Below are 24,627 nucleotides of genomic sequence, written 5' to 3'. Positions count from 1 at the left end.
TCGGGCCGCTGCGGCCGGCGGCTACCGGAAGCGGTCGGGCGCGAGGTCCCACGGGTCTTTGCCGAGCAGGTCTCCGACGGCGCGGAACACGTAGCCCTCGATGGCGGCGCGCTGCTGCCACTCGACGTCTTCCGGCTGGCGCGACTCGTGCTGCCTCGCGAGCCGCTCGATCGGCAGCCGGTAGAGGACGATGCGCCGCCGAGCAGCATCGACGTGCCAGCGCTCGAAGCGCGTGCCCGCCTCGCCCCGGGGGAGGCCCGCCACCTCGAAGACGACGTCGTGGAGGTCGTCCGGCCACAGCTCGCGGAGGTACTGCGCGGCACCGGCGACGATGTCCTCGAAGAGGTCGTCGCGGGTGCGGAGGAACGGCAGGTGCGGCCCGGCGGCCGACGACCGGAGGCCGCGACCGTGTCGATCGCGGAAACCCGCCCGACCCGTCGAGCGGACTCGGTAAGACCTGGCCATCCGCCAATCGTAGTCGTCCGTCGTCGGCTGCGCCTCGCAGGATCCTGCGCCCTCCGGGGTTAGGCTTCCGGCAGATGAACGGTCGACCCTGCAGCAAAGTCACGTGCCACGCCGACGCCGTGGCGACCCTCACCTACGACTACGCCGACTCGATGGCCGTCGTGGGTCCGCTCGCCCTCGCCTCGGAGCCCCACGGCTACGACCTCTGCGAGCGGCACGCCGAGAGACTGTCCGCTCCGCAGGGGTGGCAGGTCGTCCGGCATGTAGTTTTGGGGAATGACTTCTGATTCGCCCGTAGACCTCACCGCCTTCGTCAAGACCTACGACGTCCGCGGCCTGGTCGGCTCCCAGCTCACCCCCGACGTCGTCGAGGCCTTCGGAGCCGCGTTCGCCGACGAGATCGGCTCGTCCGCCGACGAGATCGTCGTCGGCCACGACATGCGCGACTCCTCGCCCGAGTTCGCGGCAGCGTTCTCGCGCGGAGCCACCGCTCGCGGCACGAACGTGACGCTGCTCGGGCTGTGCTCGACCGACGAGACCTACTTCGCGTCAGGATCCCGCAACGCCCCTGCCGCCATGTTCACGGCGAGCCACAACCCGGCGACCTACAACGGCATCAAGTTCTCGCGCGCCGGCGCCCAGGGCATCAGCCTCGACACCGGGCTGTCGGCCATCCGCGACCGCGCCGCGGCGTTCCTCGCCGAGGGCATCCCGTCGGTCGACGCGACCGGCGAGGTCACCCCGTTCGACGCGCTGCCCTCCTACGCCGCGTACCTCCGCCAGCTCGTCGACCTCTCGTCGATCCGCCCGATCCGGATCGTCGTCGACGCGGGCAACGGCATGGGCGGCCTGACGGTCCCCGCCGTCCTCGGCACCGCCGCCGGGCTGCCCGAGCTGCCCATCGAGATCATCCCGCTCTACTTCGAGCTCGACGGCACCTTCCCGAACCACGAGGCCAACCCCCTCGAGCCCGCGAACCTCGTCGACCTGCAGAAGGCCGTCGTCGAGCACGGCGCCGACCTGGGCCTCGCGTTCGACGGCGACGCCGACCGCTGCTTCGTCGTCGACGAGAAGGGCGACGCCGTCACGCCGTCCGCCGTGGCCGCGATCGTGGCCGTCCGCGAGATCGCCCGGGTCCGCGCCGCCTCGCCCGACGAGCACATCAACGTCATCCACAACCTCATCACCTCGCGCGCCGTGCCCGAGGCCATCGCGCAGGCCGGTGCGACCCCGGTCCGCACCCGGGTCGGCCACTCGCTGATCAAAGACGAGATGAAGGCCACCGGTGCCATCTTCGGCGGCGAGCACTCGGCGCACTACTACTTCCGCGACTTCTGGGGCGCTGACAACGGCATGCTGGCCGCGCTGCACGTGCTGGCCGAGTTCGGCTCCGGGCCCGATCCACTGTCGATCCTGACCGACCGCTACACGCCGTACGCCGCCTCCGGCGAGATCAACTCGACCGTCGACGACGTCCCCGCCGCCTACTCCCGCATCGTCGACGCCTACACCGGCGTCGGCGAGTTCGACGAGCTCGACGGCCTCACCGTAACGGGCACGTTCGACGACGGCGAGTTCTGGTGGTTCAACGTCCGCCCCTCGAACACGGAGCCGCTGCTGCGCCTGAACGCCGAGGCGGCGACGCCCGCCGGCATGGAGCGCGTGCGCGACGCGGTGCTGGGGCTGATCCGCGGCTAGGGGCTCGCGGGGCTCGCTCGGCTGGGCGGTACCCCTGGGGGGTATCGTGTGATGGCATGGAGCACGGAACGCAGGATGCGGGGGGCCACGTCGGCTACGCCGGCGACAAGTCCGAGATCGTCAAGCGGCTGAAGCGCGCCGAGGGTCAGGTGCGCGGCATCCAGCGGATGGTGGAGGACGACACCTACTGCATCGACGTCCTGACGCAGGTGTCGGCCGCGACCAAGGCGCTCGAGACCGTCGCGCTGCAGCTCCTCGACGACCACCTGGCGCACTGCGTGGCCGAGGCCGCCCGGGAGGGCGGCGACGTCGCCGACGCGAAGATCCGCGAGGCCTCCGCGGCGATCGCGCGCCTCGTCCGATCCTGACGTCCTGCGCCTGCTGGTCCGCCCCGTGCGGCTCGCGGCTCGCTCTCTCGTCGACGCCGGTTTCGCGCGCTCCCGAGGGTCCGCACGGGAGCGAGTGCGAGAATGGTCGCATGTCACTCGCCACTGCAGCAGCCACCACCTTCAAGGTCCGCGACCTCGCCCTCGCCGAGTCGGGCCGTCACCAGTTGCGGCTGGCTGAGAACGAGATGCCGGGCCTCATGGCCCTCCGCGAGGAGTTCGGCGACTCGAAGCCGCTGGCAGGCGCCCGAATCGCAGGATCCCTGCACATGACCGTGCAGACCGCCGTCCTGATCGAGACCCTCACCGCGCTCGGCGCGCAGGTCCGCTGGGCGAGCTGCAACATCTTCTCCACCCAGGACGAGGCTGCCGCAGCCGTCGTCGTCGGGCCCGAGGGCACCGTCGCGGAGCCCGCGGGCGTGCCGGTGTTCGCCTGGAAGGGCGAGACCCTCGAGGAGTACTGGTGGGCCGCCGCCCAGATCTTCGACTGGAGCGCCGAGGCCCGCGCCGAGGGCTCCGACTACACCGGCCCGAACATGATCCTCGACGACGGCGGCGACGCGACGATGCTCGTCCACAAGGGCCGCGAGTTCGAGGCAGCCGGCGCTGTTCCCGACGCTCAGCCGGGCGACTCCGCCGAGTACCGCGTCGTCCTCGACCTGCTGCGGGCCTCGCTCGCCGAGTCGAGCGACCGCTACACGAGGATCGGCGACGACATCCTCGGCGTGACCGAGGAGACCACGACCGGCGTCCACCGCCTCTACGAGCTCGCTCGCGACAACGCGCTGCTCTTCCCGGCGATCAACGTCAACGACTCCGTCACGAAGTCGAAGTTCGACAACAAGTACGGCATCCGCCACTCGCTGCCCGACGGTCTCAACCGCGCGACCGACGTCCTGATCGGCGGCAAGGTCTGCTTCGTGGCCGGCTACGGCGACGTCGGCAAGGGTGCAGCCGAGGCGCTCCGCGGCCAGGGCGCGCGCGTGATCGTCAGCGAGGTCGACCCCATCAACGCCCTCCAGGCGGCGATGGACGGCTTCCAGGTGGCCAGGCTCCAGAGCGTCATCGGCCAGGTCGACATCCTGGTCACGGGCACCGGCAACCTGAACGTCGTCACGGTCGACGATCTCACCTCGCTCAAGCACCTCGCGATCGTGGCGAACGTCGGCCACTTCGACAACGAGATCGACATGGCCGGCCTCGAGTCGCTCGAGGGCGCCGAGCGCATCGAGATCAAGCCGCAGGTGCACGAGTGGCGTCTCCCGACCGGCCGCAGCATCCTGGTCCTGTCGGAGGGTCGCCTGATGAACCTCGGCAACGCCACCGGCCACCCCTCGTTCGTGATGAGCAACTCGTTCACCAACCAGGTGCTCGCGCAGATCGAGCTCTACACGAAGCAGACGGAGTATCCGACCGACGTCTACGTGCTGCCGAAGCACCTCGACGAGAAGGTCGCGCGGCTCCACCTCGACGCGCTCGGGGTCGAGCTCACCGAGCTCACCCCGGAGCAGGCCGCCTACATCGGCGTCCCGGTCGAGGGCCCCTACAAGCTCGGGCACTACCGCTACTAGCCCCGGCTCCCGCCCCTCGGCACGCGGCCTCGCACCCCCGTCCGGCTCTCGCACCCCCGCGCGACGGGGTGCGGCGGCGGGTCGGGGGTGCTGCGTTTCACCGCGGTGCGGGCGCCGCGGGCGCGGCGGGTCGGGCCGGCAGCGGCGCCGCGCCGCGGCGGCGTGCTGCTGCCGACCTGCGGCGCCGACGCCGCACGGCACTACCGCCGCGGGAACCCAGCCGGCAGCCCCTCGAGCGCAGGCGCCAGGCGAGCCAGGACGGCCGCCTCACCGGCGAGGGCCCGAGACTCGCGGTCGCGACGGAGGGCCGATACCGCGACCACGAAGGTCTCCGGGTCGGTGGCGGGCAGGGGCGACACGAACCGCGTGGCCTCGGCTGCGAGGCCGGCCGCGACGCGCATCCTGCTGGCCGGCACCATCCGCGGAGCCTGCTGCAGGAACGACGACAGCCGCCGCGCGAGCGAGTCGGGCAGCCGGGCGACGTCGGCCGTCCGCGCCCAGCCGCGGAGGGCCTCGGGCACCTCGTAGACGACGCGGCCCTCCTTGGGCGGGCGCTCGTTCAGGGCGTAGGTGCCGGCGAGGAGGTCGCCGAGCCGGCGCGAGCGGCTGTTGAGGAGCCCGACGAGCACGGCGACACCGCCGGTCGTGGCGACGATCTCGAGCAGCCCGACCAGCGCTCGGGTGAACGCGTGTCGGAACGTGATGGCGCCGCCGTCGAGCCGCACCACGCGGGCCCCGACGGCGAGCTTCCCGAGGGAGCGGCCCTGCGTCACCGTCTCGACGGCGGTCGGGATCACGACGAGGCTGAAGACGACGATGGCGACCGAGAGGGCGGCGCCGGTCGACCGGTCGACGAGGTCGCGCTGGGCGGCGAGCGAGAGCAGGAGGAGCAGGCCGACCAGCACCGCGACGTAGGTCGCGTAGTCGATTGCGACGCCGGCGAGCCGCGGGACGAAGCTCGCGGGCCGGAGGTCGAGCCCCACCGCCTCGCCGGTGACGAGCTCGTCGTCGTCCGCGTCGAACGTGTCGAACGCGGGCGGAGCCGGAGGACGCGCGCGGTGGCCTGGCATGACAGTATCTAAGCAGAATGGACCTCGACGCCTACACGAAGCAGCACTCGTCCGACTGGGCCGAGCTCGACGCGCTGTCGAAGCGCCGCCGCTTCTCCGGCACGGAGGCCGACCGGCTGATCGAGCTGTACCAGTCGGGGGCGGCGCAGCTGTCGACGATCAAGTCGAGCGCAGGATCGACCGCGACCGGCGAGCGCCTGTCGCTGTCGCTCTCGAGGGCTCGGCTCCGCTTCACGGGCGCGGGTCGCAACGTGGCGGCGCAGATCCCCGCCTTCTTCGCCGTGCAGCTGCCGGCGGCGCTGTACCGCGTGCGCTGGGTGACCCTGGCAGTCGCGGCCGTGACGATCGTCGTGGCGACGCTGTTCGCGGTCTGGGCCGCCTCGAATCCTGCGGTCCTGGCGAACTTCGGCAGTGCCGAGTTCCGAAAGCAGTTCGCGACGCGCGACTTCGTCGACTACTACTCCGACAACCCGCCGTCGTCGTTCACCGGCCAGGTGTGGACCAACAACGCCTTCATCGCGGCGCAGAGCATCGCGTTCGGAATCACGGGGCTGTACGTGCCGTACCTGCTGCTGCAGAACGCGCAGAACGTCGGGCTGAGCGCCGGGGTGCTGACGGACGAGGGGCGCTTGAAGTACTTCTTCCTGTACATCGCCCCGCACGGCCAGCTGGAGCTGTACAGCCTCTTCGTCGCGATGGCGGCGGGGCTCATGATCTTCTGGGCGTGGATCGCGCCCGGCGCCCGCACCCGCGGCCAGGCTCTCGCGGAAGACGGCCGAGCGCTCATCAGCATTGCCATCGGCACGCTGATCTCGCTGCTCGTCTCGGGCGTCATCGAGGGGTTCGTCACCCGCCAGCCGTGGCCGTGGGCCGTCAAGATCGGGATCGGCACGGTCGCCCTGGCCGCGTTCGTCGTGTACCAGTGGGTGGTCGGCGGCCGGGCGCATCGAGCCGGGCAGACCGGCGACCTCGACGAGTTCGAGGCGGGGGCCCGGCAGCTCGTCTCCGGCTGATCCGGCTGAGGCCAGGCGTTCCGCGCCAGCGCCGCAAGCCGGACCAGCCCGCAGCCGCTACAGCCGCCCCGCCGCCTTCAGCGCGAGGTACCGGTCGGCGAGGGCCGGCGGCAGGTCGGCCGGCGATCCGGTGACGACCTCGACCCCCAGCTGCCGCAGGGCGGCCGACACCCGGGCGATGTCGAGGAGTGCCCGCTCGGCGCTGGCCGCGCGGTAGACCTCTTCGCGCGACGAGCGGGCGTCGGGCGACGCGGTGAGGGCGATCGCAGGATCGACGACGCTCGCGACCACGACGAGGTGCCGCGAGGTCAGCTGCGGCAGCGCGGCGAGGAGCCCGCGGGCTGCGCCGGGCGCGTCGAGCGTGGTGGCCAGGACCACGAGCGACCGCTGCGTCGTGATGGAGCGGACGAGGCCGGGCACGAGACTCCAGTCGGTCTCGACCAGCTCGGGGTCGATGGGCGCCATCGTGTCGACCATCGACGACAGGAGTGCGGCTCCGACGGCGCCCTGCACCCGGGCCCGCACCCGCCGGTCGACGACGGCGAGATCGACGCGGTCGCCGGCCCGGGAGGCGAGTGCTCCGAGCAGGAGCGCCGACTCGAAGGCGGTGTCGAGGCGCGGCTCGTCGCCGATGCGCGCGGCGGAGGTGCGGCCGGAGTCGACGACGACCACGACCCGTCGGTCGCGCTCGGGACGCCAGGTGCGGACCATGAGGTCGGACCGTCTGGCGGTCGCCCGCCAGTCGATCGAGCGCACGTCGTCGCCGCGGACGTACTCCCGGAGCGAGTCGAACTCGGTGCCCTGGCCGCGGATCATGACGCTCGTCCGGCCGTCGAGCTCGCGCAGGCGGGCGAGCCGCGAGGGGAGGTGCTTCCGCGACGAGAACCGCGGGAGCACCCGCACCGCGCCGGGCAGCGGGTGCGTGGCCTGTCGACCGCCCAGGTGCAGAGGGCCGACGGTCCGGAGGGTGACGGCCGAGGCGCTCCGCTCTCCGCGCCGGAAGGGCGTGAGGACGGTGCGGGCGACCAGCTGCCGACCGGGCTCGATCGACAGGCGGAAGCGGCGGGGCGAGGCGCCCGCGGAGGGCTGCCAGGCGTCGCGGGCGACCCCGCGCATCCTGCGCCTGCCCTCGTTGAAGACCGTCAGCTCCGAGTCCGCGCTCTCCCCGAGTCGGATCGCGCCGGGGAGCTCCCGCGAGAGGCGGACGGCGCGCGGCGACGCGGCGAGGAGCGTGTCGACGACGAGCAGGATCGCCGAGAGCAGCAGCCAGCCGACGAGCACCAGCGGATCGGAGGTCAGAACGACCGGCACGACGCCGACGGCGACGAGGAGCACGAACCACCCGGTGACGACCATGATCAGATCGGGACCCGGACCTGCTGGAGGACGCTCCGCAGGATGCCGTCCGCGTCGACGCCCTCGAGCTCCGCCTCCGGGCGGAGCTGCAGCCGGTGCCGCAGCACGGGCAGCGCCATCGCCTGCACGTGGTCGGGGGTGATCCGGTCGTGGCCGGTGAGCCAGGCCCAGGCCTTCGCGGCGGCGAGGAGCGCCGTCGAGCCGCGCGGGCTGACGCCGATGGTGACCGAGGGGCTCTCGCGGGTGGCCCGGGCGAGGTCGACGAGGTAGGCCAGGACGTCGGGGCTGACGCCGACCTGCCGGACTGCCGCCTGCGCCTCGGCGATCTCGGCGGCGCCGACGACGGCGGTCACGCCGGCCGCGCGGAGGTCGCGCGGCGAGAAGCCCTCGGCGTGCCGCCGCAGCACCTCGATCTCGGCGTCGCGCGGCGGCAGGTCGAGCGTGAGCTTCATCAGGAAGCGGTCGAGCTGCGCCTCGGGCAGCGTGTACGTGCCCTCGTACTCGATCGGGTTCATGGTCGCGGCCACCAGGAACGGCTCCGGCAGCGGCCGGGAGACGCCGTCGACCGACACCTGCCGCTCCTCCATCGCCTCGAGGAGCGCCGACTGCGTCTTCGGGGGAGTGCGGTTGATCTCGTCGGCCAGCAGGATGTTCGTGAAGACGGGCCCCTCGCGGAACTCGAACTCGCCGGCTTTCGCGTCATACACCAGCGAGCCGGTGATGTCGCCGGGCATGAGGTCGGGGGTGAACTGCACGCGGGAGGTGTCGAGGCTCAGCGCGTGGCTCAGGGAGCGCACGAGGAGCGTCTTCGCGACGCCGGGAACCCCCTCGAGGAGCGCGTGGCCGCCGGCGAGCAGGGTGACGATGAGGCCCGAGAGGGCGCCCTCCTGCCCGACGACGGCCTTGCCGACCTCGTCACGGACACGGGAGAACGACAGCTGGAGGTCACTGGTCATGGGAGCTCTTTCTCACGAGGGCTGCTGATGGGAGGGTCATGGGCGTCACCTCGGCCGGACCGCGCGGGCGACGGCGCCCTCGAGGTCGCGGAGGCTGTCGCTCAGGGCGAGGAGGTGGCGGTCGTCCTGCGGGTCGGCGTCGACGAGGACGTGGCGGAGCTGCCGGGGGTCGGCACCGATCAGGTCGGCCGTCCGGAGGACGACCTCGTCGACGCCGGCTGCCCGTCCGAGCCCGAGGAGGGCGGCGAGGCGGCCGAGGGTCCCGATGCGGAGCTGGTCGAGGGCGTGTCGGCGGTTCTCGCCGCGCTCGTAGAGCCGGGCCCGGCCCTCCATCGTCTCGGTGGAGCGGACGACGACGGGGAGGTTCTCGACGACCAGCGGCCCGAGGCGTCGACCGCGCCAGAACGCCGCAGCGAGGGCCGCCGCTGCGAGCAGCACGACCGAGGGCGTCACCCAGCCCGGCGTCAGCGAGGCGAACGAGCCGGAGCCATTCGGGAGGTCGTCGACCGACGGGAGGTACCAGACGAGGCGGTCGGTCTGTCCGAGCAGGGTGAGCGCGAACGCGGCGTTGTCGTCGTCGGTGATGGAGCTGTTGGTGAGTGCTCCGGACGCGCCGAGGATGGTCGTCGTGTGCTCGCCGCCGTCGCGGCTGACCTGGACGAGGCCGTAGCTGGCGGACGTGCCGGCGGACAGGCAGCGGACGGCCGACGAGTCGGTGGTCGTGTAGCCGGTGCCGGATCCTGTGATCTCGCGGGTCTTCCGCAGGGCGGGCAGGTCGCAGCCGGGCGAGAGGGTCCCGGCGAGGTCGCCGCGGATCGTGGTGCCCGGGGCGAGCGCGTCGAGGGCTCCCGCGTCGGGCTGAACGACGACGGTCCGCGAGGCCGATCCTGCCAGCCGCTTCCACTGGGACGGAGTGAGGTAGGGCCCCGGGTCGTAGGCGAGGACGGTGGTTGAGGAGGGGTCGTCCGCCGCTGCCGACCGTGCCTCGGCGAGGGTCGGCGCCTCGACGACCTCGATGCCGTGCTGCCGCAGCACGCTGACCAGGGCGGCCGCGCCGTCGGGCCCGGTGCTCGTCGCCGAGAGCGCCTGACCTCCGCGGCCGGTGATGCCCACGATCGCCAGGATCGCGAAGACGATCACGACGACGACGCCTGCGGCGATCAGGGCGGCCCTCGACCGGGAGGCGCCCCCGGCCGGACGGCCGGACGTGCGCTGCCGGACGTCGGGGCGATTGGCTGTGGTCGTCACGACAGGGCTCCGGCGCTCGAGCGGACGCGGGTGTCGACGGGAGTCGCCTCGAGTTCGCGGTCGAGGTCGCGGAGCCGGACGTAGTCGTCCTCCGCCGCGACGCGGTCGAGGTACCGGACCCCGTCGAACACCCGGGCGGCGTCGAGGATCGACGCGCGTCGCGACTCGAACACGACCGCCGCGCGGATAGCGAAGGAGTGCGCCGTCGTGCCGGGGGAGGTGGCGACGAGCCCGCGCTCCGAGAGGGCCCTGGCGAGTGCCCGGTAGGTCTCGACGACGGCCAGGTCGAAGTCGCCCTCCGCCGCTGCGCGCTCGGCCGAGGCCCGCAGGTCGCGGGCCGGCCGGGTGTCGTCGTCGCCGAAGAGCGCGTCGGCTCTCGTCGACCGTCGATTCAGGCGCGGCAGGCCGTAGATGCCGAACAGGACGACGAGACCCGCGATCACGAGGGCCAGCAGCACGACGAGCAGGAGGGCCGGCGAGCCGGAGACGCCCCCGAAGCGCAGGGAGTCGAGCCAGTCCGAGAACGCCGTGGCCAGCCTGTCGAGAAGGCCCGGGCGCGCGCCGCTGTACCCGGGCTTCGCCAGCTCCTCCTGGAGCCAGCGCCGTGCCTCGTCGGCGGAGGGCGCGAGGGGTGCCGTCACGGTCGGGCGGGCCCGTCGGGAGTGTGGTACGGGTCGGGAGTGCGGTACGGGTCGGGCAGCGGCGTCGCGCCGGCGGTGCGCAGCTCCACGTAGCGGAGCAGCTCGAGGTCGAGCCCCTCGCGGCGGATGCGCAGGTCGATGTAGAGGAGGGCCACGGTCGCCGACTGGATCACCGCTCCGATGGCCTGGATCAGCACGGTGAGGAGGTTGCCGACGAGCGACACGACGATGAAGGTGACGACCGCGCTCGTGTCGCCCACCGACCCGTTCGGCTGCACGAGCCCGCCGCCGATCTGAGCGAGGAACGACACGGGCGCGCCCACGACGTTGGCAGCGGTCCCGACGATCACCGTGACGAGGGCGATGATGCCGAAGACCCTCCAGAAGCTCTGGCGGGTCAGCGACCACGAACGCGCGACGGCCTGGCGGATGGTCAGACGCTCCAGCAGCAGGATGCTCGGCACCAGCGCCGTCTTCACGCCGATCCAGACCGCGAGGACGACCACTCCGAGGAACCCGATCAGGCCGATCACGACGGCGCCGACCGCCCCGCCTCGGCCCCCGAAGACGGCGAGCAGGGCGACGACGCCGGCGATGAGCGCGAACGCGACGAAGAACGCGAGACCGAGCAGGATCACCCAGCCCACCAGGGCCCGGATCCGCCCTCGGGCCTGGCGGAGGAGCCCCGGGAGCCGCATCTTCTCGCCCACCACCTGGTGCGACGTCTCGAGCACGAACACGGCCTGCAGGAGCGCCTGGACGACGACGGTGAGGAAGAGGGGCACGAGGACGGCCGCGGCGACCCCGGCGATCGTGCCGGGGAGCAGGCGGTCGCGATCCTGGGGGAGCGCACCGCTGATGCGGGTGTACGCGGCGAAGGCGGCGCCTCCGAGGACGAGACCGCTGACGAGGAACGACAGGATGTTGAACAGGAGCGACGTGCCCAGCGTCGTGCGCGGGTTCCGGCGGAAGACCCGGAAGGCCGCGCCGAGGATGTCGCCGAGGGTGAGCGGGCGCAGGGGGACGAGGCCTGGCCGCGGGGGAGGCGCCCACGCGGTCGCGGGCGGGCCCCACGGCTGCTGCGGGCCGCCGGAGGGCTGCTGCGGCGGAGGCTGCGGGACACCCGACTGCGGGGCACCCGACTGCTCGCCGCGCGGCCGCTCGTCGTCCCCGTCGTCGCCGGGCGTCGCCCAGCTGCCTCGATCGCTCATGCTCCCCCGGACATCGTCGGCGTGGTCGTCCGCACCGGACGATTCAGTGTTCCACAGCCCTCTGCGCCGGAGCCACCCGCAAAAGCGGGTCGCGGACTCCGAGGGGGCGTTCGCTAGTGTGGGCAGACCCGCACCGTCCGGCGCGGGAGCTTACCTGTGGAGATCATGACCCCGCGAATCCTGGTGGTAGACGACGATCCTGCGCTCGCCGAGATGATCGGCATCGTGCTCCGGGCCGACGGCTTCGATCCCTCCTTCTGCGGCGACGGCGCCGCGGCCCTCGACGCGTTCCACGAGACCACGCCAGATCTCGTGCTCCTCGACCTCATGCTGCCCGGGCTCGACGGCATCGAGGTGTGTCGCGCCCTCCGCGCCGAGAGCGGCGTGCCGATCATCATGCTGACGGCCAAGAGCGACACCACCGACGTCGTCCGCGGCCTCGAGTCGGGCGCCGACGACTACGTCGTCAAGCCGTTCAACCCCAAAGAGCTCGTCGCCCGGATCCGCACGCGCCTGCGCCCCGCACCCGAGTCGGCCAGCGACACCTTGACGGTCGGCGACCTCACCGTCGACGTCGCAGCCCACGAGGTGCGCCGCGGCGACGACGTCATCAACCTCACCCCGCTGGAGTTCGAGCTCCTCCTCGCCCTCGCGTCGAAGCCGCAGCAGGTGTTCACCCGCGAGATGCTGCTCGAGCAGGTCTGGGGCTACCACTACAAGGCCGACACCCGGCTGGTCAACGTGCACGTGCAGCGCCTCCGCGCCAAGGTCGAGCACGACCCCGACAACCCGCGCATCGTGAGCACCGTGCGCGGCGTCGGCTACCGGGCCGGCGCGAGCGTCTAGCCGACCGTGCGCCCGGTCCCGTGGCGGAGGTGGCTGAGGCGGTTCCTCGGCCTGTGGCGCTCGTCGCTGGAGTTCCGCACCATCGCCATCACCGTGATCCTGTCGGGGATCGCGGTCACGATCATCGGCGCCTCCATCTCGGTGAGCATCGGCACCAACGTGTACGAGCAGCGCCGCCAGCAGATCGAGTCGGAGTCGCAGCGGGCGACGCAGCTCGCCCAGAACATCTTCGACTCGGCGACCGCCACCGAGGACAACAACCAGGTCGAGCTCGACTCCCTGCAGAACCAGGCCCAGTCGGCGATCCTGTCGTCGACGTCGAGCCCGGGCGGGACGAGCATCGCGATCCTGCGGACCCCCGGCCAGACCACCTCGCAGACGATCCAGAACATCGCCAGCCCCGACTTCCCGAACTCGTCGATCTCGAAGGCGATGCGCTCGGCGGTCGCCGGCGAGACCGAGAAGCTGCACCTGCAGGCGGTCGAGCTGACGACGAGCAGCGGGCGCTCTCCGGGCATCGCGGTGGGCTCGACGCTCCAGGTCCCGACGGCGGGGCAGTACGAGCTGTACCTCGTCTACGACCTCGCCGACGCGCAGAAGACGCTCGACTTCATGCAGCAGACCCTCGCCATCGGCTCGATCGCCCTGGTGCTCCTCATCGCGGTGATCACGTACGTGGTCGTCCGGCTCGTGGTCGGACCGATCAGGATCGCCGCCGCCACCAGTCAGAAGATCGCCGCGGGCCACCTCGAGGAGCGGATCCCGGAGGCCGGCCAGGACGTCATCGCGACCCTCGGCCGCTCCTTCAACGGCATGGCCGACGCGATGCAGCGCCAGATCGAGCAGCTCGCCGACCTGTCGCGCATGCAGCAGCGCTTCGTCTCCGACGTCTCGCACGAGCTGCGGACGCCGCTGACCACGATCCGGCTGGCCGGCGACATGCTGTACGACAACCGCGACACGTTCGATCCCGCCGCCGCGCGCACGGCCGAGCTCCTCCACACGCAGGTCGACCGCTTCGAGACCCTCCTCGCCGACCTCCTCGAGATCTCCCGCTTCGATGCCGGAGCCGTGGAGCTCGAGACGGAGCCGGTGGCGATCGTCCGTCTCGTCGAGCAGAGCGTCGACGAGTTCTACCCGCTCGCCGAGGGTACCGGGTCGACGCTCACGGTGACCGCGCGCGGCGGCTACTTCGATGCGGAGATCGACCCGAGACGGGTGCGCAGGATCCTGCGGAACCTCGTCGGCAACGCCATCGAGCACGGGGAGGGCCGTCCGATCGAGGTCGTCGTCGACAGCGACGCCTCGGCCGTCGCGATCGCCGTCGACGACCACGGCGCCGGCATGATCCCGGCCTTCACGGAGCGCGTCTTCGACCGCTTCTGGCGGGCCGATCCGTCGAGGAAGCGCACCATCGGCGGCACCGGTCTCGGCCTCTCGATCAGCCGGGAGGACGCCGTGCTCCACGGCGGCAGCCTCGAGGTCTGGTCGGAGCCCGGGATCGGCACCCGCTTCGTCGTCACGCTTCCCCGACGTCGAGGAGCTACCATCACGACGTCTCCGATCGCGCTCGACGAGCGCCGGCGGAGCGAGCCCGAGGGAGGCGGCCGATGATCCGGAGCCTCTCCCGCCGCGTCCGGCTCGTGGCCGTGGGCATCGTCGCAGCGCTCGCGCTCGCCGGGTGCGCGAGCATCCCGTCGACCGGGGGAGTGCAGACCGGCGACCCGATCACGAGCAACGTGCAGAGCGACATCGAGTACCTCCCCTCCGGCCCGGTGCCCGGGAGCGACCAGGAGCGGATCCTGCGCGGTTTCGTCGCCGCCGGCACCGGTTCGCAGGGCGACTACGCGGTCGCGCGCGAGTACCTCACCGACTCGTTCGCCAAGAAGTGGAATCCGCGCGCCGGCGTCATCGTGCGCCAGGGCTCGGGTGCCTTCTCGTCGACCTCGGACTCGCAGGCGACCTTCACCGTGCAGAGCGCAGCCACGGTCGACGCCGAGGGGCACTACACGGAGTCGCCGCCGTCGACTTCCACCGACCTCAGCTTCAAGTTCGTGAAGGTCGACAAGGAGTGGCGGCTGAGCTACGCGCCCGACGGCATCCAGCTCTCGACGGCCAACTTCGACCTCGTCTTCCGGCCGCACGCCGTCTACTTCTTCGACCCGACCTACACGTACCTCGTGCCCGACCAGCGGTGGTTCCTCGCCCGCACCTCGACGACGACCCGGATCGTCACGGCGCTCCTCGCCGGGCCGTCGACCTGGCTGCGCGGCGCCGTGGTGTCGGCGTTCCCCGAGGGCACGCAGCTCTCGCTCGGGTCGGTCACCGTCTCGTCGGGGACGGCGAAGGTCGACCTCACCCGCGACGCCATCTCGGCCGACTCGACCGCGCGCTCCAGGATGCACGCTCAGCTCCTCGCGAGCCTCGCGACGGTGGCGACGGTGAGCGCGGTCGACGTGAGCGTCGAGGGCAACGCGCTGTCGATCCCCGACTCCAGCGCCCTGCCGCAGACGAACCCGACGGTCGACGCGCGGCCGCTCGTGATCGCGAAGGGCCAGTTCGGCTGGGCGAGCCCGACGTCGATCTCGCCGATCGACGGACTCACCAAGGCGGTGACCGCGCTCGACCCGACGTCGGTCGAGCTCGCGACGAAGCAGAACGTCGCCGCGGTCGGCTCGCCCTCCGGGGTGTTCGCGGTCAAGGAGGACGGCGTCGCCCGCAAGGTCGACTCCCGCTCGGGGCTCGTCGACCCGTCGCTCGACGACCTCGGCTACGTCTGGAGCGCGAAGTCCGACGCACCCCGGTCGCTCACCGCGTACTCGCTCGAGGGCGTCGCCCACCCCGTCACGTCGTCTCTGCCGACCGACCAGCGGCTCATCTCGTTCAAGGTGTCGAGAGACGGAACCAGGATCGTGCTCCTCCTGAACGCCGACGGCGTCACCCGGCTCCTCGTGGCGGCGATCATCCGCGACGGCGACCACGTGCCCACGAAGCTCGGCGACCCGCTCGAGCTCACGCCCCCGGCGGGGAACCCGGTCTCGGTCACCTGGGTAGACGAGCTGACCGTCGCGACCCTCTCGACCAACGACGCCGGCGACTCGCTCGTCTCCGAGGACGACGTCGGCGGCGAGACGACCGACCTCGGCCGCCCCTCGGGCACGGGCGTCGAGATCGTCGGCGGGAACGGCGCCGACCGCGTCCGCGTGCTGACCGCCGCGGGAGACCTCCTGGAGCCCCGCGGCAACGGCTGGGAAGACACGGGCATCTCAGCCGACCTCCTCGCGACCCAGCGCTAGCGGCCTGGGGAGAGCGCCGGGCTCTCCCCAGATTCGCAGGGCCGAGCCCGCGCAGGATCCCGGCCGGGCACGCTGTCCCCGTGCCCCTTCCCGCCTCGTCTCTCCCCGCCCCCGCCCGACCCCTCGCGCCCCTCCTCCGGCGCGGCGTGCTGCCCGCCCTCCGTGGCGCGTGGGGCGCCGTGCTGCCGGCCCTCCGCGGCGCCCTGGCGCTGGTCGCGCCTTGCGACTGCGCGGGCTGTGGCGCGCCCGACATCGAGCTCTGCCCGCGCTGCCGGTCGAAGCTGCGAGGAGACGTCCGGGTGACCGGGCTGCCCGACGGCACGCCGCTCGTGTCCGCGCTGGTGTACGAGGGCGTCGTCCGCGACGTCGTCCTGGAGTTCAAGCAGGCGGGCCGCTTCCGGCTCGCAGCGACGCTGGGGCCAGCGCTCGGCGCCGCCCTTGCGGAGGTCGGGCGCCTCGCCTCGCCCGCGCCGACCGGGGGAGCCGGGCCGATCGCGGTCCTGGCCGTGCCGCCCTCGCGCGCCGGACGGAGGCGACGCGGCTACGACCCCGTCGACCTCGTCGCGCGGGCGGCGGGAGCGGTGGTCGCGAGGCCGGGGCTGGCGATCCTGCGCTCGTCGGGGTCTCAGAAGTCGAGGTCGCGGTCGGAGAGGCTCCGCACGAGGGAGGGGACGATCCGGTGCCCGGCGTTCTGGGCTGGTCGACGCGTGGTGATCGTCGACGACGTCGCGACGACCGGGGCGACGCTCGTGGAGGCGGTCCGCGCAGCGCGAGAGGCGGGGGCCGACGTCGTGGCCGCGTGCTGTCTCGCCGCCACGCCGCTCGCCTCTGCGAAGAACCCGTGATCCGGGTGAGGCCCTCCTCTGGCGTTCATGGGAGGAGCGTGTGCAGGCGTCCAAAAGGTGAATATCGCGTGACACCGAGAGGGCCGGATGGCTACGGTGGGCCTACGCGGCGTGAAAGGAAGTCCGCCTACCAGAATGGCGGCACGCCAGAGTGGCTGGGAGAACGTCATGGACATTTCCGTAACGGGTCGAAACGTCGGGATCACCGATCGGTTCCGCGAATACGCCACAGAGAAAGCCGACAAGGTCGCCTCGCTCGCACCGCGAGCACTGGCGCTCGAGATCAAGGTCTCGCGTCACAACGAGAAGTCGGGGGCCGCGGGCGACGACCGCGTCGAACTGACGCTCATCGGCCCCGGCCCGCTCGTCCGCGCAGAGTCGAGCGGATCCGACAAGTACGTGGCCTTCGACCTCGCCATCGGGCGCCTGGTCGAGAGGGTCCGCCGAGCGAAGGACCGCTCGAAGGTCCACCGCGGGCAGCACCGGCCGACCTCGCTCCACGAGGCGTCCGCCGACGACTTCCGCGGCGCGGGGATCGTCCCGGCCGACGCCGCGACGCTCGAGCAGGTCCGGACGGGGGCGGTCCAGGTCGTCGACGCCGACGCCGAGCAGCCCGAAGACGAGTACTGCCCCGTCGTCATCCGCAAGAAGGTCTTCGCCTCCGACCCGATGACCGTCGACGACGCGCTCTACTACATGGAGCTCGTCGGCCACGACTTCTACCTGTTCACCGACTCCGAGACGGGTCGCCCGAGCGTCGTCTACCGCCGGAAGGGCTGGGACTACGGCGTCATCGGCCTCGACGACAACGCGCCGGTCCGGCAGGAGACCGAGATGGCGATCCGCGGCGGCCTCGCCGTCTGATCCGCACCACCCCCGCACTGGGAGGTGGTCGAGCTCCCGCTTGGCTGCCTCCCAGGGCCGCGGACACTAGGCTTGCTAAAATCACGGGCTGGTAACAGCAGACGGTGCCGGTCTCTGACCGGGCGCCGGTTCCAAACACAGTGGGAGTCTTCCGGTGGCCAACGTTCTCGAGAAAGTCCTTCGCGTCGGCGAAGGCCGCACTCTTCGCAAGCTGAAGGCGTACGCCAAGGCGGTGGGTGACCTCGAAGACGACTTCAAGTCGCTGACCGACGAAGAGCTCCACAACGAGACCGCCGAGCTCCGCGAGCGGTACGCCGGCGGCGAGTCGCTCGACGACCTGCTGCCCGAGGCGTTCGCCGCCGTCCGCGAGGCCTCGAGCCGCACCCTCGGCATGCGGCACTTCGACGTGCAGCTCATGGGCGGCGCAGCGCTCCACCTCGGCAACATCGCCGAGATGAAGACCGGTGAGGGCAAGACCCTCGTCGCGACCACCGCCGCCTACCTCAACGCCATCGCCTCGCGCGGCGTCCACGTCATCACGGTCAACGACTTCCTCGCGAGCTACCAGTCCGAGCTGATGGGCCGCGTGTTCCGCGCCCTCGGCATGACGACGGGCTGCATCCTGGCCGGCCAGACCCCGGCCGAGCGCCGCGAGATGTACGCCGCCGACATCACCTACGGCACGAACAACGAGTTCGGCTTCGACTACCTCCGCGACAACATGGCCTGGCAGGCCAGCGACATGGTGCAGCGCGGCCACTTCTTCGCGATCGTCGACGAGGTCGACTCGATCCTCATCGACGAGGCGCGCACGCCGCTCATCATCTCCGGGCCGTCGTCCGGCGAGGCGAACCGCTGGTTCGCGGAGTTCGCCACGCTCGCCCGCCGACTCCAGCCCGAGATCGACTACGAGGTCGACGAGAAGAAGCGCACCGTCGGCGTGCTCGAGCCGGGCATCGAGAAGGTCGAGGACTACCTCGGCATCGACAACCTCTACGAGTCGGCCAACACCCCGCTGATCTCGTTCCTCAACAACGCGATCAAGGCCGACGCCCTGTTCAAGCGCGACAAAGACTATGTCGTCATCAACGGCGAGGTCCTGATCGTCGACGAGCACACCGGCCGCATCCTGTCGGGCCGCCGCTACAACGAGGGCATCCACCAGGCCATCGAGGCCAAGGAGGGCGTCGAGGTCAAGGCCGAGAACCAGACCCTCGCCACCGTCACGCTGCAGAACTACTTCCGCCTCTACAAGAAGCTCTCCGGCATGACCGGGACAGCCGAGACCGAGGCCGCGGAGTTCATGTCGACGTACAAGCTCGGCGTGGTCGCCATCCCGACCAACAAGCCGATGCAGCGGAAAGACCAGACCGACCTCGTCTACAAGAACGAGACCGCGAAGTTCGAGCAGGTCGCCGAGGACATCGCCGAGCGCCACGAGGCCGGCCAGCCCGTCCTCGTCGGCACGACGAGCGTCGAGAAGAGCGAGTACCTCTCCAAGCTGCTCGCCAAGAAGGGCATCAAGCACGAGGTCCTGAACGCGAAGAACCACGCTCGTGAGGCGGCCATCGTCGCGCAGGCCGGCCGCCTCGGAGCCGTCACCGTCGCCACGAACATGGCCGGTCGAGGCACCGACATCATGCTCGGCGGCAACGCCGAGTTCCTTGCCGTCGCCGAGATGAACAGCCGCGGCCTCAGCCCGGTCGAGACGCCCGACGACTACGAGTCGGCGTGGGACGACGTGTTCACCGAGAAGAAGGCCGCCGTCGAAGAAGAGGGCGACAAGGTCCGCGAGGCCGGCGGCCTCTACGTCCTCGGCACCGAGCGCCACGAGTCGCGCCGTATCGACAACCAGCTGCGCGGCCGCAGCGGCCGCCAGGGCGACCCCGGCGAGAGCCGCTTCTACCTCTCGCTCACCGACGACCTCATGCGTCTGTTCAACTCCAGCGCGGCCGAGAACCTCATGGGCCGGGGCAGCGTCCCCGACGACCTCGCGATCGAGAACAAGATCGTCGGCCGGGCCATCCGCTCGGCCCAGTCGCAGGTCGAGGGCCGCAACGCCGAGATCCGCAAGAACGTCCTCAAGTACGACGACGTCCTGAACCGCCAGCGCGAGGCGATCTACTCCGACCGCCGCCACATCCTCGAGGGCGACGACCTCCGAGACCGCACCGAGGCCTTCCTCGAGAACGTCATCACCGAGGTCATCGACTCCCACACCGGCGAGGGCAACCCCGACGACTGGAACCTCGACGCCATGTGGACCGAGCTCGGAACGCTGTACCCGATCTCGATCACCATCGACGAGGTCATCACCGAGGCCGGCTCCAAGGGCAAGGCGACCCGCGAGTTCCTGGTCAAGGAGATCCTGTCCGACGCCCGCGTCGCCTACCAGGCCCGCGAGGAGTCGCTCGGCGAGTCCGCGATGCGCGAGCTCGAGCGCAAGGTCGTCCTCTCGGTGATCGACCGCCGCTGGCGCGACCACCTCTACGAGATGGACTACCTCAAAGACGGGATCGGCCTCCGCGCGATGGCTCAGCGCGACCCGCTGGTCGAGTACCAGCGCGAGGGCTTCGCCCTGTTCCAGAACATGATGGGCGCCATCCGCGAGGAGAGCATCGGCTTCCTGTTCAACCTCGAGGTCGAGGTGCAGAGCCAGGTCGGCCACGAGGGTCACGACCACGGCCCGATCATCGCGGCCAAGGGCCTCGGCGAGGGGGAGAACGCCGACGCGGTGCTCAACTTCTCGGCGCCGAACACCGAGGGCGAGGTCGAGGTGCGCGACCAGAGCGGGCACCTCGAGAAGGCCGAGACCGCGCGGGCGCAGCGCCAGCAGCAGCTCGTCGAGGAGATGGCCGACCCCGAGATCGCCGCCGCGCGCGCGACCTCCGGTTCGACCGAGGCCTCCGGCGGCGACGGGCTCCCCGCCAAGCGCGGCGCCTTCGGCCAGAGCACGACCGCCGACGCGACCCCGGTCAACCGTGCCGAGCGTCGCTCGCAGGGCAAGCGGAAGTAGCCCGCGCCCTCCCCTCCCGCGCGCCCGCCCCACCTGCCCCAACCCTCACCTCAAACCCTCGCGATCGGCCGCGACGGTGGTCCTAGGACCACCGCGGCAGCCGATCGCGAGGGTTTTGGCGTGAGAGGGCGCGGCCCGGCAGGGCCGGCGGTCAGGCGGCGAGGGTCTCGCGGATCGTGTCGACGAGCGACGTGGTCGGGCGGCCGATCAGTCGGGCGAGCGCCGGATCCACGATGCCGAGGTGACGCTGCCGCGAGGCCCGGAAGATGCCGAGCATCATGGTGACGCCGAGCGCGGGGGTGCCGGCCGCGGTGAGCTCGGCGCGGTACTCGTCGTCGCCGAGGTGCGTGACGCTGATCCTGCGCCCGAGGGCTTCAGACGCGATGTCGGCGAGAGTGTCCAGATCGAAGGCGGCCTCGGCCGTGAGATTGATCGCAGGATCGGTCACGCTCTCGTCGACGAGGAGGCTCGCGATCCCGGGCGCGAGGTCGCGGTGCTGGGTCCACGACACCGGAGCGTCGACGGGCACGCGGAGCTCGCCGGTCTCGGCGGCACCCTGGAGCAGCCGCAGGGGAGTGTCGGCGTAGAAGCCGTTGCGGAGCGAGGTGAACGGCACCCCGCTCTCGGCGAGGAGCACCTCGGTCGCGGCGTGCGTGACGGTCGGCGGGAACGCGGACAGGGAGTCGGCCCCGACGTGGCTCGTGTAGAAGAGGCGCCCCACGCCGGCGTCGCGGGCCGCGTCGATCGCTGTGCGGTGGGCGTCGACCGCCTCACTGCCCTGACGCGGCGCCGAGACGACCAGGAGCCGGTCGGCCCCGGCGAATGACTCGCGGAGCGACGCAGGATCGTCGAAGCTGCCGCGCCGGACCCGGACCCCGCGCTCGGCGAGCTCGCCGAACTCCTCCGGCCGGGTAGTGCTAACTCCGAGGTCGCTCGGCTCGATCCTCTCGAGCAGTTCGGTGAGCACGGCTCCTCCGAGACGGCCGCCTGCTCCGGTCACAACGATCATGGGATCCTCCTGGTATCAGTGCTACCTCGGTCACGGTAGCAGCGTGATAGCGAGGCTAACACGATGTTGGTAGCATCGGAACATGACGGTGAACGGTGCGGCCAGCCCCCACGAGCGGATCCTGACCGCCGTGCTCGACCTCCTCCGCGAGGGCGGTGCCCCGTCGGTCTCGACCAGGGCGATCATCTCCAGGGCGGGAGTCCAGGCACCGGCGATCTACCGCCTCTTCGGCGACAAGGACGGCCTGCTCGACGCCGCGGCCGAACGCGCCTTCGCCGACTGGGTCGCAGGCAAGAGCTCGACGACTCTGCCGGATGATCCGGTCGAGGCACTGCGGGCGGGCTGGGACGACACGGTCCGCTTCGGCCTCGATCAGCCCGCGGCCTACCGCATCGCCGACGCGCGCCCCCACGACGGGCCCTCGGTGGTCTCGGGTCGGGCGCTGCTGCGTGAGAAGGTGTCGCGGGTCGCGGCAGCCGGGCGGCTCGCCGTGTCGGTCGAGCGCGCCGTCGCCCTGATGCATGCCACGGCCCGGGGCGTGATCCTGAGCCTCATCGATGTCTCTCCCGACGAGCGCGACCTCGGCCTCAGCGACCTGGCCCGCGAGTCGACGATCGCGGCGATCACCACGGACGCGCCCGCGACCGGCGACGGGTCGCTCGCCGCCGCGGCGACCACCCTCCGGGCTCTGGCGCCGCTCTCGCGCGCGCTCGAGCCGGCGGAGCGTCAGCTGCTCGACGTGTGGCTCGCCCGCATCGCCGACGCCGAGGGGCCCACGCAGCGTTGACTGCCCGCGCCGCGCCGACCTGCCCGCGCCGCGCTGACCTGCCCGCGCCGCGCTGACCTGCCGGCGTCGCGCTGACCTGCCGGCGCCGCGCCTGGCCCGCCCGGGTCGCCCCTAGAGCACGTGCACGGCGGACGCCCGCCAGCGGCTGTTGAAGGCCTCGAGCCGCAGCGCGACGGCCCGGCTCCGAGCCCGGCCGTGGATGATGATCACCGCCTCGACGATGCCGTCGGCCGGCTCGGTCACCCGCACGGTCCCGACCGAGAACGAGGGGCGCCGGGCCTGCTCGCCGCGGGCGCTCCGCGCTCGTGCGGCCAGGGCCACGCGCTTCTGCACGTGGCGGAACACGTCGTCGGTCACCCAGCGGGCGATCTGCTCGATGTCGCGGGCTCCGGCCAGGATCTCGACGACGCAGCGGGCGAGGCTCGTGGCGAGCGGCTCAGGATCGGGCAGCTCGGCCCGAGGCACCGGGCTCGGCGGCGGGATCAGCGGGGCCGGCCGCGACGCCGTCGGAACGGCAGCCGCGGGGGCGAGCGGGGGCAGCGCCCGCAGGTGGGGCTCCGCACGGGGGTGCGCGCCGGGAGGCCGGGCAGCGGGAGGCCGGGTGGTGGGAGGCAGGGGAGTGGGGAGGAGGTCGTCGCGGAGAAGCGCGGCGGAGGACTGGGGCATGGTGACTGCTCTCGCTCGTGTACGGAAGGAGCGTCCGGCAGGAGGCCCGGGGGCGACCCTGCGGGCTTAGCATCAACATATGACATTTCGAGTGAGCGACACGCGTCGCCTAATCGAACTGTGGACAAGTCCTTCTATCTCCGCCCGCGGCAGGACTCCCGGGTGCTGGCGTTTAGGCTGGTGTCGTGTCGACGCTCAGTGATCTCGTTCTCGCCCAGGGCCGCTCCAGTGAGGCCGACGTCGAGTGGCTGCACCTGCTCGTCGGCGACTGGCAGCTGCTCGCCGACCTCGCGTTCGCCGACATGGTGCTCTGGGTGCCCACCGACTCCGGCAGCTTCGTGGCGGTCGCCCACGCGCGGCCGTCGAGCTCGGCGACGCTGTTCTACCGCGACTTCGTCGGGCAGGAGGTGCGTCCGGAGTGGCGCGCCCAGATCAGCCAGGCCTTCGAGGCCTCGCGGATCGTCGACTCGGCCGCGCCCGACTGGTACGAGGAGACCCCGACGCGCGTGCGCGCCGTGCCCGTCCTGCGTCGCCTCGGGGCGAGCCGTCCCGACGTAAGCGAGCACCCGATCGCCGTCATCACCCGGCACACCAACCTCAGCGAGGCCCGCACGCCGAGCCGTCAGGAGCTGACCTTCAACCAGTGCGCGAACGACCTGTTCGCCATGATCGCCGCCGGCGACTTCCCCGATCTCGGGGCTCCGACCGGCCCGCGCCGCGGCGCCCCGCGTGCATCCGACGGTCTCCTCCGACTCGACGTCGACGGCACCGTGGTCTTCGCGAGCCCGAACGGCCTCTCGGCCTTCAACCGCATGGGCTTCCTCGGCGAGCTCGAGGGCGAGTCCCTCGCCGAGGTGACCACGAACCTGCTCTCCGGCAAGCTCGTCGTCGACGAGTCGCTGCCACTCGTCGTCACCGGCCGGGCGCCGTGGCGCACCGACGTGGAGGCGAAGGGCGTGACGGTCTCGCTCCGGGCCATCCCGCTGCGCGACCGCGGCGAACGCGTCGGCGCGATCGTCCTCTGCCGCGACGTCACCGAGCTCCGCCACCAGGAGCGCGAGCTCATCACCAAAGACGCGACGATCCGCGAGATCCACCACCGCGTCAAGAACAACCTGCAGACCGTGGCGTCGCTCCTGCGCATCCAGGCGCGGCGCACGCACACCGACGTGGCCCGCGACGCTCTCAATCAGGCCATGCGGCGCGTCGAGTCGATCGCCGTCGTGCACGACACACTCTCGGAGGGCCTCAACCAGAACGTCGACTTCGACACGGTCTTCGAACGCGTGCTGCTGCTCATCGCCGAGGTCGCCTCGTCGCACAACACCACCGTCCGACCCAAGTTCACCGGCAGCTTCGGCACCCTGCCGAGCGAGTACGCCACGCCGCTCGCCCTGGCCCTGACCGAGCTCGTCACGAACGCGGTCGAGCACGGCCTCGACGGCCGCGACGGCGACGTCGACATCATCGCGGAGCGCACCGACGAGGAGCTCACCGTGAAGGTGCGCGACAACGGCATCGGCCTGCCCGAGGGCAAGGTCGGCTCCGGGCTCGGCACTCAGATCGTCCGCACGCTGATCCAGGGCGAGCTCGCCGGCACCATCGACTGGCACACGCTGGTCGGCTCGGGCACCGAGGTGACTATCGATGTGCCGCTGCGTTGGATCCAGCAGCCGGCGTAGG

Annotated in this window: 22 protein-coding genes; 13 read left to right on the top strand and 9 right to left on the bottom strand. The window is 71.7% G+C overall.

The window, feature by feature from the left end:
• Positions 1-21: 21 nt before the first annotated feature.
• The gene (locus tag ABD733_RS04775) at positions 22-465 is read right to left on the bottom strand and encodes a hypothetical protein (protein ID WP_344793879.1); all 444 of its coding nucleotides are present in this window, start codon (positions 463-465) and stop codon (positions 22-24) included.
• Between the two features lie 74 nt (positions 466-539).
• On the opposite strand from ABD733_RS04775, the gene ABD733_RS04770 reads away from it, so the two are divergent.
• The 4 genes from ABD733_RS04770 (at position 540) to ahcY (ending at position 4,120) form a co-directional block, all read left to right on the top strand.
• Positions 540-752, top strand: coding sequence for a DUF3499 family protein (locus tag ABD733_RS04770; protein WP_344793878.1), 213 nt, complete (start codon positions 540-542; stop codon positions 750-752).
• Complete coding sequence (locus tag ABD733_RS04765; protein WP_344793877.1) at positions 742-2,163, top strand: phosphomannomutase/phosphoglucomutase; 1,422 nt, start codon at positions 742-744, stop codon at positions 2,161-2,163. Before ABD733_RS04770 ends, ABD733_RS04765 begins: the two co-directional genes overlap by 11 nt.
• Before the next feature lie 56 nt (positions 2,164-2,219).
• On the top strand, positions 2,220-2,531 hold the full coding sequence (locus ABD733_RS04760; protein WP_344793876.1) for a metal-sensitive transcriptional regulator: 312 nt from the start codon (positions 2,220-2,222) through the stop codon (positions 2,529-2,531).
• Between the two features lie 110 nt (positions 2,532-2,641).
• On the top strand, positions 2,642-4,120 hold the full coding sequence (ahcY, locus tag ABD733_RS04755) for an adenosylhomocysteinase (protein WP_344793875.1): 1,479 nt from the start codon (positions 2,642-2,644) through the stop codon (positions 4,118-4,120).
• Between the two features lie 200 nt (positions 4,121-4,320).
• Here ahcY and ABD733_RS04750 read toward each other — a convergent pair whose 3' ends face one another.
• Positions 4,321-5,190, bottom strand: coding sequence for an RDD family protein (locus ABD733_RS04750; protein WP_344793874.1), 870 nt, complete (start codon positions 5,188-5,190; stop codon positions 4,321-4,323).
• Positions 5,191-5,207: 17 nt separating this feature from the next.
• Between ABD733_RS04750 and ABD733_RS04745 the strand changes: the two genes are divergently transcribed.
• Positions 5,208-6,203 carry a stage II sporulation protein M gene (locus ABD733_RS04745; RefSeq protein WP_344793873.1) on the top strand — a complete coding sequence of 332 codons (996 nt, stop codon included), beginning with the start codon at positions 5,208-5,210 and terminating at the stop codon, positions 6,201-6,203.
• A 57-nt stretch (positions 6,204-6,260) separates the two neighbouring features.
• Here ABD733_RS04745 and ABD733_RS04740 read toward each other — a convergent pair whose 3' ends face one another.
• From ABD733_RS04740 to ABD733_RS04720, 5 genes are read right to left on the bottom strand one after another with little or no spacing between them, the layout of a single operon-like run.
• Positions 6,261-7,559 (bottom strand): DUF58 domain-containing protein, encoded by a 1,299-nt coding sequence (locus ABD733_RS04740; RefSeq protein ID WP_344793872.1) that lies wholly within the window; start codon positions 7,557-7,559, stop codon positions 6,261-6,263.
• Between the two features lie 2 nt (positions 7,560-7,561).
• Entirely contained in the window at positions 7,562-8,515 is a 954-nt protein-coding gene (locus tag ABD733_RS04735; protein ID WP_344793871.1) for an AAA family ATPase, read from the bottom strand.
• Between the two features lie 45 nt (positions 8,516-8,560).
• Positions 8,561-9,763, bottom strand: a complete 1,203-nt coding sequence (locus tag ABD733_RS04730) for a DUF4350 domain-containing protein (protein WP_344793870.1) — start codon at positions 9,761-9,763, stop codon at positions 8,561-8,563.
• Positions 9,760-10,404: a DUF4129 domain-containing protein gene (locus ABD733_RS04725; protein WP_344793869.1), complete on the bottom strand. Its 645-nt coding sequence runs from the start codon at positions 10,402-10,404 to the stop codon at positions 9,760-9,762. Before ABD733_RS04725 ends, ABD733_RS04730 begins: the two co-directional genes overlap by 4 nt.
• Positions 10,401-11,615 carry a hypothetical protein gene (locus ABD733_RS04720; protein ID WP_344793868.1) on the bottom strand — a complete coding sequence of 405 codons (1,215 nt, stop codon included), beginning with the start codon at positions 11,613-11,615 and terminating at the stop codon, positions 10,401-10,403. The genes ABD733_RS04725 and ABD733_RS04720 overlap by 4 nt, the downstream gene beginning before the upstream one ends.
• Positions 11,616-11,780: 165 nt before the next feature.
• Between ABD733_RS04720 and mtrA the strand changes: the two genes are divergently transcribed.
• The 6 genes from mtrA to secA all read left to right on the top strand — a co-directional run bounded on the left by mtrA (position 11,781) and on the right by secA (position 20,482).
• Entirely contained in the window at positions 11,781-12,461 is a 681-nt protein-coding gene (gene mtrA / locus ABD733_RS04715; protein WP_344793867.1) for an MtrAB system response regulator MtrA, read from the top strand.
• Between the two features lie 6 nt (positions 12,462-12,467).
• Positions 12,468-14,075, top strand: coding sequence for an MtrAB system histidine kinase MtrB (gene mtrB / locus ABD733_RS04710; RefSeq protein ID WP_344793866.1), 1,608 nt, complete (start codon positions 12,468-12,470; stop codon positions 14,073-14,075).
• The gene (locus ABD733_RS04705) at positions 14,072-15,757 is read left to right on the top strand and encodes an LpqB family beta-propeller domain-containing protein (protein WP_344793865.1); all 1,686 of its coding nucleotides are present in this window, start codon (positions 14,072-14,074) and stop codon (positions 15,755-15,757) included. Before mtrB ends, ABD733_RS04705 begins: the two co-directional genes overlap by 4 nt.
• An 80-nt stretch (positions 15,758-15,837) precedes the next feature.
• Positions 15,838-16,602 (top strand): ComF family protein, encoded by a 765-nt coding sequence (locus tag ABD733_RS04700; RefSeq protein ID WP_344793864.1) that lies wholly within the window; start codon positions 15,838-15,840, stop codon positions 16,600-16,602.
• Between the two features lie 168 nt (positions 16,603-16,770).
• Positions 16,771-17,466 carry a ribosome hibernation-promoting factor, HPF/YfiA family gene (gene hpf / locus ABD733_RS04695; protein ID WP_344793863.1) on the top strand — a complete coding sequence of 232 codons (696 nt, stop codon included), beginning with the start codon at positions 16,771-16,773 and terminating at the stop codon, positions 17,464-17,466.
• A gap of 154 nt (positions 17,467-17,620) precedes the next feature.
• Entirely contained in the window at positions 17,621-20,482 is a 2,862-nt protein-coding gene (gene secA / locus ABD733_RS04690; RefSeq protein WP_344793862.1) for a preprotein translocase subunit SecA, read from the top strand.
• 151 nt (positions 20,483-20,633) lie between these two features.
• Here the strand turns inward: secA and ABD733_RS04685 are convergent, their stop codons facing one another.
• Entirely contained in the window at positions 20,634-21,491 is an 858-nt protein-coding gene (locus ABD733_RS04685) for an NAD(P)H-binding protein (protein ID WP_344793861.1), read from the bottom strand.
• 82 nt (positions 21,492-21,573) lie between these two features.
• Between ABD733_RS04685 and ABD733_RS04680 the strand changes: the two genes are divergently transcribed.
• Positions 21,574-22,278, top strand: a complete 705-nt coding sequence (locus ABD733_RS04680) for a TetR/AcrR family transcriptional regulator (protein WP_344793860.1) — start codon at positions 21,574-21,576, stop codon at positions 22,276-22,278.
• A gap of 111 nt (positions 22,279-22,389) precedes the next feature.
• Here the strand turns inward: ABD733_RS04680 and ABD733_RS04675 are convergent, their stop codons facing one another.
• Positions 22,390-22,944, bottom strand: coding sequence for an Rv3235 family protein (locus tag ABD733_RS04675; RefSeq protein ID WP_344793859.1), 555 nt, complete (start codon positions 22,942-22,944; stop codon positions 22,390-22,392).
• A gap of 185 nt (positions 22,945-23,129) precedes the next feature.
• Here ABD733_RS04675 and ABD733_RS04670 point away from each other — a divergent pair, with 185 nt between their 5' ends.
• Positions 23,130-24,626, top strand: coding sequence for a sensor histidine kinase (locus tag ABD733_RS04670; protein ID WP_344793858.1), 1,497 nt, complete (start codon positions 23,130-23,132; stop codon positions 24,624-24,626).
• The last annotated feature ends 1 nt before the right edge of the window (position 24,627 follow it).

This window comes from Frondihabitans peucedani, assembly GCF_039537585.1.
Classification (GTDB): Bacteria; Actinomycetota; Actinomycetes; order Actinomycetales; family Microbacteriaceae; genus Frondihabitans; species Frondihabitans peucedani.
This window is presented reverse-complemented; position numbering and strand designations above follow the sequence as displayed.

Coding starts and splice junctions, on each gene's coding strand:
- ABD733_RS04775 (WP_344793879.1), bottom strand. CDS start 465: ATGGCCAGGTCTTACCGAGTCCGCTCGACGGGTCGGGCGGGTTTCCGC.
- ABD733_RS04770 (WP_344793878.1), top strand. CDS start 540: ATGAACGGTCGACCCTGCAGCAAAGTCACGTGCCACGCCGACGCCGTG.
- ABD733_RS04765 (WP_344793877.1), top strand. CDS start 742: ATGACTTCTGATTCGCCCGTAGACCTCACCGCCTTCGTCAAGACCTAC.
- ABD733_RS04760 (WP_344793876.1), top strand. CDS start 2,220: ATGGAGCACGGAACGCAGGATGCGGGGGGCCACGTCGGCTACGCCGGC.
- ahcY (WP_344793875.1), top strand. CDS start 2,642: ATGTCACTCGCCACTGCAGCAGCCACCACCTTCAAGGTCCGCGACCTC.
- ABD733_RS04750 (WP_344793874.1), bottom strand. CDS start 5,190: ATGCCAGGCCACCGCGCGCGTCCTCCGGCTCCGCCCGCGTTCGACACG.
- ABD733_RS04745 (WP_344793873.1), top strand. CDS start 5,208: ATGGACCTCGACGCCTACACGAAGCAGCACTCGTCCGACTGGGCCGAG.
- ABD733_RS04740 (WP_344793872.1), bottom strand. CDS start 7,559: ATGGTCGTCACCGGGTGGTTCGTGCTCCTCGTCGCCGTCGGCGTCGTG.
- ABD733_RS04735 (WP_344793871.1), bottom strand. CDS start 8,515: ATGACCAGTGACCTCCAGCTGTCGTTCTCCCGTGTCCGTGACGAGGTC.
- ABD733_RS04720 (WP_344793868.1), bottom strand. CDS start 11,615: ATGAGCGATCGAGGCAGCTGGGCGACGCCCGGCGACGACGGGGACGAC.
- mtrA (WP_344793867.1), top strand. CDS start 11,781: ATGACCCCGCGAATCCTGGTGGTAGACGACGATCCTGCGCTCGCCGAG.
- ABD733_RS04705 (WP_344793865.1), top strand. CDS start 14,072: ATGATCCGGAGCCTCTCCCGCCGCGTCCGGCTCGTGGCCGTGGGCATC.
- hpf (WP_344793863.1), top strand. CDS start 16,771: ATGGACATTTCCGTAACGGGTCGAAACGTCGGGATCACCGATCGGTTC.
- ABD733_RS04685 (WP_344793861.1), bottom strand. CDS start 21,491: ATGATCGTTGTGACCGGAGCAGGCGGCCGTCTCGGAGGAGCCGTGCTC.
- ABD733_RS04680 (WP_344793860.1), top strand. CDS start 21,574: ATGACGGTGAACGGTGCGGCCAGCCCCCACGAGCGGATCCTGACCGCC.
- ABD733_RS04675 (WP_344793859.1), bottom strand. CDS start 22,944: ATGCCCCAGTCCTCCGCCGCGCTTCTCCGCGACGACCTCCTCCCCACT.